The sequence below is a fragment of the Streptomyces sp. NPDC002640 genome, from assembly GCF_053592575.1.
Genome location: NZ_JBSFVZ010000005.1, coordinates 256,355 through 268,898 on the forward strand (window position 1 = coordinate 256,355; position 12,544 = coordinate 268,898).

At 68.8% G+C, this 12,544-nt stretch carries 12 protein-coding genes; 9 read left to right on the top strand and 3 right to left on the bottom strand.

Annotated features, from left to right (window positions below):
* The first annotated feature begins 78 nt into the window (after nt 1–78).
* Nucleotides 79–735, top strand: coding sequence for a hypothetical protein (locus ACWD3O_RS09640; RefSeq protein ID WP_451415458.1), 657 nt, complete (start codon nt 79–81; stop codon nt 733–735).
* Here ACWD3O_RS09640 and ACWD3O_RS09645 read toward each other — a convergent pair.
* Complete coding sequence (locus ACWD3O_RS09645) at nt 678–1,082, bottom strand: hypothetical protein (RefSeq protein WP_451415459.1); 405 nt, start codon at nt 1,080–1,082, stop codon at nt 678–680. The genes ACWD3O_RS09640 and ACWD3O_RS09645 overlap by 58 nt on opposite strands.
* Nucleotides 1,079–2,293 (bottom strand): recombinase family protein, encoded by a 1,215-nt coding sequence (locus ACWD3O_RS09650; protein ID WP_451415460.1) that lies wholly within the window; start codon nt 2,291–2,293, stop codon nt 1,079–1,081. The genes ACWD3O_RS09645 and ACWD3O_RS09650 overlap by 4 nt, the downstream gene beginning before the upstream one ends.
* A gap of 205 nt (nt 2,294–2,498) precedes the next feature.
* Here ACWD3O_RS09650 and ACWD3O_RS09655 point away from each other — a divergent pair, with 205 nt between their 5' ends.
* From ACWD3O_RS09655 to ACWD3O_RS09690, 8 genes are all read left to right on the top strand, one after another.
* The gene (locus tag ACWD3O_RS09655) at nt 2,499–2,987 is read left to right on the top strand and encodes a hypothetical protein (RefSeq protein WP_451415461.1); all 489 of its coding nucleotides are present in this window, start codon (nt 2,499–2,501) and stop codon (nt 2,985–2,987) included.
* Between the two features lie 435 nt (nt 2,988–3,422).
* Nucleotides 3,423–4,229 (top strand): hypothetical protein, encoded by an 807-nt coding sequence (locus tag ACWD3O_RS09660; protein WP_451415462.1) that lies wholly within the window; start codon nt 3,423–3,425, stop codon nt 4,227–4,229.
* A 434-nt stretch (nt 4,230–4,663) separates the two neighbouring features.
* Nucleotides 4,664–5,008 carry a hypothetical protein gene (locus ACWD3O_RS09665; RefSeq protein ID WP_451415463.1) on the top strand — a complete coding sequence of 115 codons (345 nt, stop codon included), beginning with the start codon at nt 4,664–4,666 and terminating at the stop codon, nt 5,006–5,008.
* Nucleotides 5,009–5,137: 129 nt separating this feature from the next.
* Nucleotides 5,138–6,016, top strand: a complete 879-nt coding sequence (locus ACWD3O_RS09670) for a hypothetical protein (protein ID WP_451415464.1) — start codon at nt 5,138–5,140, stop codon at nt 6,014–6,016.
* Nucleotides 6,017–6,875: 859 nt separating this feature from the next.
* Entirely contained in the window at nt 6,876–8,912 is a 2,037-nt protein-coding gene (gene ligA, locus ACWD3O_RS09675; protein ID WP_451415465.1) for an NAD-dependent DNA ligase LigA, read from the top strand.
* A gap of 427 nt (nt 8,913–9,339) precedes the next feature.
* The gene (locus tag ACWD3O_RS09680) at nt 9,340–9,510 is read left to right on the top strand and encodes a hypothetical protein (RefSeq protein ID WP_451415466.1); all 171 of its coding nucleotides are present in this window, start codon (nt 9,340–9,342) and stop codon (nt 9,508–9,510) included.
* A 361-nt stretch (nt 9,511–9,871) separates the two neighbouring features.
* The gene (locus tag ACWD3O_RS09685; RefSeq protein ID WP_451415467.1) at nt 9,872–10,672 is read left to right on the top strand and encodes a hypothetical protein; all 801 of its coding nucleotides are present in this window, start codon (nt 9,872–9,874) and stop codon (nt 10,670–10,672) included.
* Between the two features lie 289 nt (nt 10,673–10,961).
* Complete coding sequence (locus tag ACWD3O_RS09690; RefSeq protein ID WP_451415468.1) at nt 10,962–11,690, top strand: hypothetical protein; 729 nt, start codon at nt 10,962–10,964, stop codon at nt 11,688–11,690.
* A gap of 70 nt (nt 11,691–11,760) precedes the next feature.
* On the opposite strand, the gene ACWD3O_RS09695 is transcribed toward ACWD3O_RS09690, so the two are convergent.
* On the bottom strand, nt 11,761–12,366 hold the full coding sequence (locus ACWD3O_RS09695; RefSeq protein ID WP_451415469.1) for a hypothetical protein: 606 nt from the start codon (nt 12,364–12,366) through the stop codon (nt 11,761–11,763).
* Nucleotides 12,367–12,544 lie beyond the last annotated feature (178 nt).

Genomic DNA, 12,544 nt, shown 5'->3' on the forward strand with positions numbered 1-12,544 from the left:
CGAATGCCATCAACACCGAGAACCAGGGATGAGCCGGTGACCCTACGACCTCGCAAGCAGAGAGCACCCGAGCCCTCGGTGAACGGCCTACAGCCGAAGATCACCGAGGATGAGAGCACTGCCCCGGACAGGTACAAGCTCGAGTGTCCCCTGTGCGGCGAGGTCGGCCGGTACCGATTCGCGCTGCTCGCACGGCGGGCGTTCGAGGAACATGTCGACGAGAACCACCCGGCAGTCCAGAGTCCGCTGGACCAGGTCCGGACTCTCGTCGACATGGCCGAGACCGAGGCTGGAACCTGGGAGTGCACGCTCGGTGCGGAGAGCTACGTGGTCCGGCAGCACAGTCCCGGCAGGTTCACTGTGGAGGTGGTCAGCCGCCGGACTCTGCTCGACGCCCGGCTGGCGACCCTGGACGACGCACGGATCACTATCGGCGGCCACGCCAAGCTCGTCAGCTCCGCCTTGGCGACGGCTGCGACCATCCAGCTGCGCCAGGGCAGCCCGGCCCGCGTGGTCCCTCTGGAGTGGCCCCCGGTCGCAGGAAGTTCGGAGCCTGCGGCCACGGGTGAGCCGGGCGATCAGCCTCTCAAGCAGCAAGAACAGCGTCGCCGACCGGTCAGTCGGCTATCGCGCTTCGCTGCCCAGGAAGGACCGATCGCCGATGTGCTCTCCTCACATCACGGCAGGGCGGCCGGCGAGCGGCTTCCCCTCGGAGCGGAGTCGGGATCCGCGTGAGTCCTCGGGTCCTCGGCTGGTCTGGCGAGGAGCAGCTTCACCTGCTTGACGGACGCTCCGGTCGCCAGGGCGATGTCACTCAAGGATGTCCGCCGCAGAGCCAGGGCCTCCACCGCCTTGGCCAAGGCCGCCGTACGGGCGTCCTCAGCGTCACGCAGTTTCTCCAGTTCCGGCGTCACTGGGATGATCTTTACCTCGGCGGACACGCCTACGAGCGCGAGACCGTCCTCGACGCTCACGCGGACCAGCCGCAGCGTCCGCCCGCTCCCGTACACGCCGTGCTCGGGCTCGTGTGCCACCCACAGACGGCCGCGCCGGCTGGCCTGGCACTCGATGACCTCGCTCACGCCGCACGCTCCAGGTCCTCGATGATCTGCTGAGCGACCGCATCCGGGATGGGGGTGGGCAGGACGACCTGCCGGGTGCCGATCCGGTACCGCGTGTGACTGCCGGTGCTGTCGACCTTCGTGACCGTCAGGCCTTGTTGACGAGCGGCGGCCTGAATGCGCAGCAGCGGGCCGCCCTCGGCGCCCGCCCGGAGCCCGGCGGTCACCTCCTGGGCCTGCTTCCACTCCGCGAGACTCACCACGGGCTCATGCACAGGGCCCGGCGACCACACCCACTTCGAGATCGGATTCCACTGAGAGAAGCCCGGCCGCCCGGTCCGGGACGCCTTCCTGTTGTAGACCTGGTAGCCGGTGAGCTTCGGGTTTGCGATCAGGCCCTCGACGAGGTTGTACGTCCATTGGCCCTCGATCGGGTACCGCTCCGGATCGGCCGACAGAATCGAGATGATGTCTCCCGACTTCAGGTGCTCCTCCCGTCGCAGGCGGCACAGCTCCCGAGAGGCGTCGAAGCGTCGCGAGTCCGGGTGCGGGGCAAGCTTCTTCTTCGGCCGCGCCTCTCCGAACCGGCCCCGCGGCGGCGGCGGTGCGTTCTCGTCGACGACTGCAATGTAGGGGTAGGGCGGGTAGCCGTGGTTCCATCCGCCAAGGGCGTGCTGGAACTGCCCGCCCATGGACATCTCCAGCATGACCGTCCGGTACACCTCCGCCTCGACCTGTCCGTAGCGGCGGGTGCGCAGCCGGCCGGACTCGGTCCCGCCCTGTGGTTCGTTGGCGTACACCACCTCCACTCCCGCCTGCTGGAGCTGATGCTCGGTGGTGAGGCTGGTGAGCATGGCCCGCGCGACACGATCGGCGCGCTCGGCCAGGACGTGGGTGATCCCCATCGGCTCGGCGTGGTTGAGGAGGTCTTGAAGGCCGCCGTCCCGGCGGGTCGGGACGCGCAGCGCGTCGTACATCTCCTGCGGGGCAAGGCCCCGGGACTCGGGGGGAAGCATCCCGGACTCGACGTCCCAGTAGTAGCCGACGAACTCTTCCCCCTCGTGGAGGCATTGGGCGGCGAGGACCACCTGCCGGGGGATGGAGCTGCTGGGGTTCTGGTTGTCCTTGGTGGAGACCCGGCCGACGAAAGCCGACCGGCGGGGGCGCGCATCCACCTGTACGAAGTTGGTCAGGTCGCTGAGGTCGATGGGCGGTCCGAAGGGGAAAGTCATGGTCCTTCCTGGGTGCTCAGAGAGCGGATGTGTCCTCGCGGTAGCGAATGACCGCGGCCGGGCTCCGAATGGCAGGCCGAGGGTCGTAACCGCAGACGCGGCATGAGGCTCATCGCTGTCCCTCGAAGGGAGGAAGACAGGAGAGAGTCGCGGTACCTCGACCCTATGGGGCCCCACTGACAACCACGTTTTCCAACCTCGCCTCTTGCAGCACCAGTTGGCGCCTGAAGACCTGACGGTCAGGGAATTCGCGACGGTGCGAGGGATCCAGCCCTCTGAACGCACCATCGGCCTCCTCAACGCCCCCAGCCCGAGGAAGCCGATGCCCATTCGTCCCGTCCACCGCTCCGAGCCGACCCAGAACGCAGCCGCGGGAAACGTTGCCCTCGTCGAAACGCTGCGGCTTGCAGTGCCCCGCCATATCGCCGAGCTCCGCGACCGCCCCACTGACGTGCTCGTAGCCATCGCCAGCCAGTCGGCCAGCGTCGTCGGCTCCAAGGGCGACGCCCTCCAATTCCACTCTCCGAAGCAAGGAGCGGCAGCCGAAGCGTTCAACGCGCTCGCGAGGGGGCTGGCGGCCGCCGCGATCGTCACACACGGCGGTGTCACCTTCGCCGGCGCCCACTGGTGCACCGTCCATGCCTGCTCGGGTCCCGACGCCGACCATCCGCAGCCGGCCGCCGCCCCGCCCTGACCTGTACCGGCCCGGGTTGTACCTGCGGACGTAGTACGCGACCGCGACACCACACCGACAGTGTCTGCCCAGCCCGGGCCACCGAGAAGACAGGAGGCCTTAACCCCATGCCTTACGCCGAACACCGCTTCGACAATCCCGAGACGGCCCTACTCCTCGATGAGGGATGCAGTTACTGCCGCGCCGCAGCCGGTCAGTACTGCGACCCCCTGACTGCCCGTTGGGCGTCATCGATCCCAGCTACACCCGCGAGGAGGAGCCCCCATCAATGTGGGAGCCGCCGCCCCCACCTGGCTGGTGACCACCTTGCGCCCCTCCCACCGACGTGCGGCCGCGGTGGGGCCCGGGCAAGTCGTGAACCCGACGCCCCACCGAGCGCCGCAGGACATGGCCGGTTCACCGGCCACCATGCAGTCCGCCCCGAATGGAGACCAGATGCCTCTCACCGAACCGGAACGCGTCGACGAGCTACGCTCCCGCATCGCAGCGGCCGCCCGTACGATCACCATCAGACTCGGCCCCAACGCTCTTGCGATGGCATCGGCACAGCAGCCGATCCGCCTATCAGGAGGTGAGGCCGACATGGTGGCTTCCGCCGTCGTTGACGTACTCGCACAGGAGATGCTGCTCGCTCACCAGGAGTGGGAGCGCAGTGGAGTGTCCCTACGCTCGTGTTTGGTACCTGGCTGCCTCCGCCAGTTCGACATGATCGCCTCCCTCTCCGGTGCGCCTCCAGAACGCGAGGACTGGTCAAGTGATGGCTGGCTCCAGCACCGGCCGCTGAGCGGTCATGCGTGCCCCGAGCATGCGCAGGCTCTCTGGACCTCGGGCAGGCACATCCCGAACTGGCACCACCACAGCGACGACGACGCTCGTCTGCTCTGTGCCTGCGGGTGGGAATCCGGCAAGGTGCAGTTCCGGGGCCACGGCGTCACGCTGTGGCAGGCGCACGCACTCGAGATTCTGAACATGGCCCCGGACAACACGGTCGACACGGTCAGCACGGCCCAGACCACGATGACTGCGGAGCAACTCGCTGAGCTCGCCGTCAGTGCCCAGCGGCGGGGCCCCGGACTGGCAGCCGGCCGGACCAAGGAGCAGCTTGCCGCCGTAATGCCGGACTTCATGCGCGATGCCGTAGACGCCCACGTGCCGGGTCTGGCCGCGCTACGGGCCGTCGCCGACGCGGCCCGTGACCGGTACGAGCGTGGAGTGGTTGCCTGGCTGGAGACCCTGGACTGAGACCTTCTGCCGCCCATCACCGCCAGGCGGGCGGAGGTGTAAACCCTGGCCGTCGGCCTGTCCGACGGCCAGGGGCCTGTGCCCCTGCGGTTTCGCCCTCCGCCTTCGCCGGGCGTCGCAGGACTCGCGAGCACTCACGGATCTGCTGCGTCCCATCCGAGAATCCGTGATCGTCAGCCGTGGACCCGCTCGGGCCCACGGGTACGCCCGTAGGTTCCTTCGGAGAGGATGGGCTTGTGAGCTTCCCTGCACCGCCCTGCGCAGAGTGCGCCGAGCCGCTTCAGTACGACGTGGAGATCCGCCGCTTCGTCTGCGGCAACGTCCAGTGCTCAGCGATGGGCATGGAAGTCCCTATTTGGCGCGCTTTGCAACAGTCCGGGCTCGCTGCTTCGGACCCGCCCGGGCTACCCCGCCCGGTCCACAAGGGCCTGCCGGTGCCCTGGATCGCTCCCCGGACCGCGGACTACGTCTTCTGGCTCGCCCTCGATGGGGCACGTTGCGCCCTCGCGCACAACCAGTGGCTCTGCCAGGTGTGTGGCGATGAGCTGCCCGAGGAGGCGTGGGTACTGGCCACCCCTGAGGGCCAGGTGCTCCAAGCCGCGCTGCACGCCAAGTGCAAGGACTTGGCGATGGAGTTCTGCCCTCACTTGTCCAGTGGCGACACCCGCGCCGTCCCGATGCTGGTCTCCCGGGACGAGCTCTCGGCCGATGGTCATCCGCTGAGGGACGCCGCCCCTTCGGACCCGTTCTTCCTCCAGCAGTGGCAGGTCACGAGGTAGTTCAGTTGGCTGGCCATCAGCCTCGTGTACGTGGCGGAATCGGCATGGAGATTCGCGACGGATGAGGTTCCGTCGTGGTTCGGCAGCAGTCTTCCGGCGTCCCACTTCCCGACCACGCCGGAGCCCACAATGCCGCACAACATCACCTTCGCTTCCCACTGCCCGGAAACCGCTGCACGGCGGGTATGGGCAGCTTCACTCTCACGGGCCGAGCAGCACGCCGCCCGCTACCTGACCGCCGCCTTTCCTGATCTTGAGATCAGTCGCTCTGGCGGCCTGGCGGAACAGCCCGGCCTGTCGTTCGAGCGTGCCGGCTGCGGGAGCGTGTTCGTGACCGCCCACTCCGAGCGGGCCACCCTTCGCGCCGACGGCCTGCACTGGGAACTGTGGAGCGCGGCCGTTTCCGCCCTGCACGGCGGCGAGCACTTCTTCCTGGTCGACGCCGACGGCAGTGATGTCGAAGAGCCACGAACTGCCGCGCCGGGCTCGTACACCGACACCTCAGACCAAGACTCGCTGCTCATCCGGGACAACGGCACAGCGGACGCGAAGTTCTTCGAGCTGAGCATCGACGAGATGGCCCACGTCCTCGCCGCGCTCCGAGACGGCCTTGGCCGCCTCCGTCAGCGCCGGTGCACCCGCTGCCACCTGCCGCAACGGCGGCACTCGGCGCGCCGCAGCGGTGAACACCTGGCCTGTGAGTCCTTCACGTTGGCCTGCGCCGACTGCCTGCCCCACACGGATGCCGAGGAGTGCGCCCAGGCCCGCACCGGGCAGCCCTGCACCCGCCAAGCCATGCGCGCACGGACCTCCCGTCCTCAGGGCGGAGAGGACGTTCTGGCATCGCTTCTGGAGACGTTCAACGGCTGGGACCTGGCCGCTCTTGCCCACTCCGCCGTGGAGCTGTTCGGCACGCACGGCGACGTCAACGACGAGCTGAGCGAAACCCAGAAGGACGTGCTGGAGCGCGCCGCCACATTCTTCGCCGAGATCAGCGAGCCCATGTAGAAGAGACCCTCCGTGCCGGGCCCCGGACTGTCGGAGCAGCCAGGGGTCCGGCGCCCGCACCGCAGAGGAAGACGCTCTTGTCGCCCCTGGGACGCGACAGGCTCCCGGCCAGCCCCACCCTGGCTCTGCGCTTCCTTGCGTAGGGCGGGAGCACTGCTCCCGGACCACAACCCTCGGCGCCACGAATCGGCTCTGCAGCGGGACTGTCCGCTACCGAGTCCACGATGGGTCTCCGTTGGCCAGCGAAAGCCTCTGCTACACGGAAGGTCAAGCATGCTCCCACCAACACTGGCTGCCGCCCTGAACCTCGCCACCCCACTGCGATGAGTAGACCCGGAGATCGAGAGGCGCCCATCGCTGTTCCTGCTGAGCAGATTCCGCCGGGCTGTTACTGGTGGACCGACCCGGACGGGGCACTGTGCCTGCTGCCAGGGTGTCTAGCCCGGATCAACGACCCCGACGCCGCCTGCACCTGCAGAACCCTCGCCTCCCGCCTGACCAGGGCCGAAGAACGCCTGGCGGAAGCCGTAGAGCGGGAAAGGTATGCGAGCACCTGGTGGGCCGCGCTGCGGGCGGCGGTGGACGCGCATCCAGCGCGGGACGAGATCCTCAGCGACGCGCGGCGCCGGGCCGGCCGTTGACCCGCTGTCCCGTCTGAAGCCGGCGAGAACGCCGGCACGCGCGTGTGGACCGTGGCGGTGCGGGCGAGCCGAAATTCGCGAGCGTGGGGACCATCGCGGTTCCGGGGCGCAGGCTCAGCCCGTCAACCCCACCCGCCAGCGCCGCACAGACGATCCGTGCGGCGCTGGCTCCGCACTGCCGGACGGGTCCTGAACCGCGTCCAGAAAGGTCCGTGCCCATGTCGGTTATCGAGACCACGATCAGCAGCACCGCCGCCTACCGCCAGGCCCTGGCCACCATCCAGAAGGCATCTCGTGCCTACGCGACCGGCGAGAGCCCGCTGGACGACGCCACCTTCGACCGGCTGCGGGACCAGCTGGTCGCATGGGAGGAGAGCCACCCGGAGGACGTGGCGGCGAACTCCCCCTCCGGCAAGGTCGCTGACGGGGCGGTCCCTGCGGGCGAGGTCCCGCACACGGTGCCCATGCAGTCCCTGGACAAGGTGAACACGCCCGCCAAGCTGCTGGCCTGGGAGGCGTCGCTCCAGCGGCGTCTGGGCGGCCCGGTCACCGGCGGCTATGTCGTGGACGTGAAGCTGGACGGCTTCGCGGTCGCCGCGCGGTACCAGAGCGGTCGCCTGGTCAAGCTTGTCGGACGTGGCGACGGCCGTCAGGGCGAGGACTGGAGCCATGCCATCGGCACGATCACCGGCCTCCCCCAGCAGCTGAACCGGCCGCTGACCTTCGAGGTCAGGGGAGAGATCCTCTTCACCCACAAGCAGTTCGAACGGGCCAAGGAGGTGCGCGCCCAGCACGGCGGGGACGCGTTCGCCAACGCCCGCAACGCCGCCGCTGGCACCATCCGGGCGAGGAACAGGGCCTACACCCTGGAGATGACGTTCTTCGCCTTCCAGGCCGTCGAGCTGCCGGGCGGCGAGGTGTTCGCCCACACCTCGCACGCCGACCTGATGAAGTGGGTCGCCGACACCGGCATACAGACCACGGAGGCCACCCCGCCGAAGGCCCACGTCGTCGCGACGATTGCCGAGGTACAGAAGCAGATTGCGGCGATCGCTGCGATGCGCCCCAGCCTGCCCTTCGACATCGACGGCGTGGTCATCCGCGCGAACAGCCGCACCGAGCAGACCACCGCAGGTACCGGCTCGCGGCACCCCCACTACAGCGTCGCCTACAAGCTGCCCAGTCTGGAGCGAATGACCAAGCTCCTCGACGTGGTCTGGGCCGTGGGCAAGACCGGCATCCTCGCACCCCGGGCAGTGCTGGAGGAGGTCGAGATCGACGGCAGCATGGTCACCTCCGCAACCCTGCATAACCCCTCGGAAATCACCCGAATTGGTCTCATGAAGGGAGATACGGTCTACGTCCGGAAGGCCAACGACATCATCCCGCAGGTGGTCGGGCCGGTGACCCACCTGCGCACCGGGACCGAGGAGACGATCACCTTCCCCGCGTCCTGCCCGGTGTGCGGCGGGAAGATCAACACCGACAAGGGCCGCTGGACCTGCGATGAGACGGCGACCAGCGGCGGCTCCTGCGGACTGCCCGCCGCCCTGCTGTACGCCGCAGGACGCGAGCAGTTCGACATCGACGGTCTCGGCCCGGCGGTGATCGGCAACCTCGTCGAGGCTGGTTTGGTGCGCGATGTCGGCGACCTGTTCCACCTCACCCTGGATCAGCTCACCGAGGCGACCCGGGGCAGCGGTGAGGCGTCGAACCTGCTGGAGCAGATCACCGCGGCGAAGGACCGCCCGCTGGAGAAGGTGCTGGCAGCGCTGGGCATCGCGGGTACCGGAGTCGAACTCTCCGAGCGGCTCGCTGCTCACTTCCGCTCGATGGACGCATTCGTCACGGCCGACACCCAGGTGCTCATGGAGGTGGACGGCATCGGGGTCAAGAAGGCCGAGCTGATCGCCCGGCAGCTTCCCCGGGTCGCTGCGGTGGTCAAGAAGCTCGCCACGGCAGGCGTGAAGCTGACGGCCGATCTTCAGTCCGCCCCCGTGAGCGGCCCGCTCACAGGCAAGACGGTCGTCGTCACCGGCACCATGACGGGGCCGCTCGCTGCCTATGACCGCGCCGCGATGAACCAGCTGATCAAGGACGCGGGCGGCAAGCCCGGCCGCGACGTGACCTCCAAGACCCACCTGCTCGTCGTCGGGGAGCGCGCCGGAGGCAAGCTCGCCAAGGCCGAGAAGCACAAGATCGAAGTGATGAACGAGGAGGCGTTCGCCATCCTGGTCGCTCAGTTCACCAGCTGACCCGATCGGTCGTACATCCAGCGGAGCCCGCTCTCACTGAGGGCGGGCTCCGCGTCTCCTTCACGTTCCGGCCCTCTGCTGCACCGGGCGGGGCCTGACGTGCCGGCCGCCGCAGTCCCAGACGGCCGCTCCTGCGCCCGTCGGCAGGCCCCCCGCGCACAGGAGGAGCTGGGCGTCCGCGACCGCTGACGAGACCAGACACTCCGACCAAGAAAGACGATCATGAAGCACACGTATCTGTACCCCCTGCCGGACGATGCGCTCTTCCTGTGGAGGGCTGGCCGCCAGAGCGCCACCGACCTCTTTGTCGCGCGGCTGATCGAAGACGCCGACCGCATCTGCCTGGGGCAGCGGTACGCCATTCCTGGGTCCATCGACCCGCAGATCGCCGACATCGAAGAAGACCGTCCACGCCTCCACCCGAACGGTGACCCGCCTTCTCTGGGACGCGCCGCTCCTGGACCCGTCACTGCGCACCGTGGTGGTCACCGCACTCGGACTGCCGGATGCCGAAGTGCCCGGACGAGATCCCGCTGCGCACGTCACCCGGTTCCTTCAGGCCCATGAGCACCAGCGGCTCATCCAGTTCTGGATGTGACCGGCTGTCGCCACACTGCCCGCCCGGCCTACGACCGGCGAAGCGCTCTGCCCCTGAACAGCCCTCGTCGCTGCTGCCCCCTCGGTGGACCGAGGGGGCAGCAGCAGGCGCCTTCGATCAGAAGCGGCGTTCTCACAGAAGCGACGTTCTCACCTGCACGCTGTCCGGCTGTTACGCCGATCTCCCCAGCTCTTGAGCCCTCCCGATGCCACCTCACCGGGCAATCCTCGCTAACCATCGCTATTCGTCGCATCTGCTCATAAGTTCAGCACTTCTCTCTCGGGCAGCCGTTCGCCGCCAGTTGCCCGAGGCCTACGAGCACGTCCAGACCTGACTAACCGCTTCCACGAGGAATCACACGATGAGCATCGCTGCACGCACCCGGTACACCGGGGGCACCCGGATTGCTGGGTGCCCCCGGCTGCTCACTCTCCCGTTCCGGACGGCCTACCGGCTGTTCCGCCCGAGCCGCCAGGACCGGATATCGGACCCGGCCATCGCGGCCGCGCAGGTCGCGCGGACGACTGTCGGCGGAGCGGCCACACTGTGGCTGATCCGGTCCTACCCCCTCCAGGAGTCGGCGGCCGATGTCGCGGCGGACCAGGTGCTCGAGTTGTTCCTCAGTGCTGGTGTTCTACTCGTCGCGGGCCCCATCGCTCTGGCCTGCTTCGTGCTGTCCGCGCGGCCTTCCGTGCGCGCCGTCTACTGCCGGCGTCTTGCCGGGCCGGCCGCGGGGTTCGCTGCGCTGCTCGGATCGGCAGCGGGACTGTGGTTCCTGCTTCTGGGCGGCGCTGTGCAGGTGACCCAGGCGCTTGGCGGTCTGCCGATCGTCGGCGCGCTCATCTCCACGGCGGGCGTACTGTTCGGCGTTCCCTTCAGTGCCGCAGCCGTGGTGCTGAGCGTGCACTACACCTTCCGCGTCGGTGACGTGTCAGAGGTCCTGCCGCCCTTGCTCTCACCCGTCCTGGTCTGGTCCCTGTTCGTCGCCCAGGCCTTGGACGGCCCGCCGGTGGCTGCCCCTCCGGCGGTGCACGCGCTGTTCGTGGCCGGCCCGCCGGTGTCCGTCACGTTGCTGTCGGTGTGGGAGCTCCAGCGCCTGCGTACGCGGCACCACCTGACGATCCGACGGGCCCTGGGACGGAGCACCCCATTCTCCTGCTGAAACCTTGCGGCCGCAGGGACGCCGCGGCTTCAGGAGATGCGGGCTGTCCACCGGCGGGTGGGGCGAAAAACGGCCGGTAGGGCACAAGGGGAGCAGGATTCGCGCGCATGCGGCGATCGGGCGGGGTCCGCCACACAGTCAGGGCGTCAACACGCAGGTCAGGAGCTCCTCCACCTGCTCCCTACCCACTACGCCCAGGGACTTCACGATGGCCGCGATCCCCCAGCCGCCCACCAGGCAGTGCACCCGATACAACAAGGACGGCTCACGCTGTGCCCGGAAGACGTCGATGGCTGACGGCTGGTGTCGGTCCTGCGACGGGTTCGGCCGCCCGCGAGCGGCCCAGCCGAAGGCAAAGCCCGACCTGAGGCAGGAGACACGCTGGCGGGAGACCAGTGCGCGTCCGCTCGATTCCGACGAGGCGTACGAGGTCTCCATCTCCAACGCGGCCCTCAACCACTTCATCGACGCGCACGGAGGGGATCGCCGGGCGGCAGAGGCGCAGATACGCTCGCTGCTCGAAGATCTGCTCACCGCCGCCGACGCCCGCCCGGCGCTGCGGCATCCCGAGACCGGCCGGTGGCGGCTCCGTACCCAGCGGGACAAGTTCTCGGTCACCCTCAGCAGGGACGCCTCCGTCGTCACCGGCTACAAGGCCCGTCACCTGGATCGGACCTACGCCCAGGTCAAGGCTGGCGTCCCCAGCCGGGTGGCGTCCCCTCGTCGTCGCGAGAGGAAGAAGTGGTTCCTGGCCTTGCAGACCGAGCTGCCCTTCGGCATGGGCGTGATGACCGCGCGGCTCTTCGCGCGCCTGGAGCTCGGGTTCGAGATGACCGAGGACAACGCCGCCGAGGTGATCGAGCAGATGCGGGACTACATGGCACGGGCGGGCATCTCGCTGCCCACTCAGGAAGGCGAGTCCCGCGTCACCGACTCGGCGGGGCTGGAGTGGACCTTCGAGGTGCTTCCGGAGCAGCGCCCGTACCTCGTGCACATCTCATGGGGCACCGAAGGTTAGCGGGCGGACGGCTGCGCCCTGAGCCGTGTCGCGGAGGACTGGGGCCCGGCGCCGGGGCGCCGGGCTAGGGCTATAGGGAGCGGGTTGCCGTTTCAGGCTGGTTCTCCAGTGTCACAGCGGCGGCCCGGAGGTCGGCTGGTAGCTCCTCGTCGCACCAGTACTGCGTGCCGGTCATCCGTCCGTTGCTCCGGGTGATGCGCCAGATCGGCAGGGCGTCACAGAATCCGCTCGGGTCACGGACGCGGTCGAAGACCGACCCGCAGATCTCGTGACCGGGATAGCCGGCCCGCTCTGGGGGCAGCGGCCAGCCCGAGGGGCACAGCGACAGCCTCATCGTGTACCGCTTCCGCTTGAATCCGGGGACGACAGCCCCCTTCCACTCCAATGTGGTCACGCCCAGCGGGGTGCGGAGCGCGGGCTGCAGCCGGTAGACCTCGCCCTCCGTACCGACTCGGCGCTCCTCGACGAGAACCCGGGCTGCGGTTTCGATAACGTCCGCGGTGACTTCCTCGCCCGTGGCGTGATCGACGCGTTCACGGAAGTACGGGTCGGCCTGGATCTCGGCCAGCGTCGCGCCGTCGGAGTGTTCGGTCAGCCAGCGGCACAGCAGCCAGGCTGCGTGTCGAACGACCTCTGGTTGGTCGCGCGCGGCATACCGGGTGATCGCTGTGGTCATGAGCGAACGGTAGAGGTCTGGGGAGCCACCGGCCGTACGCCGACGCTGGAGCTCCCGAGCCGTGCCTGTCCTGAGCGGTGTCCGGTCTTCAAGTCAGAGTGCACTGCCGCGGACACGCGTTGACGGCACCCGGTCGGATGCCGACGTGCCGTCTGCCGCAGCACCTTGCTCCGGACGT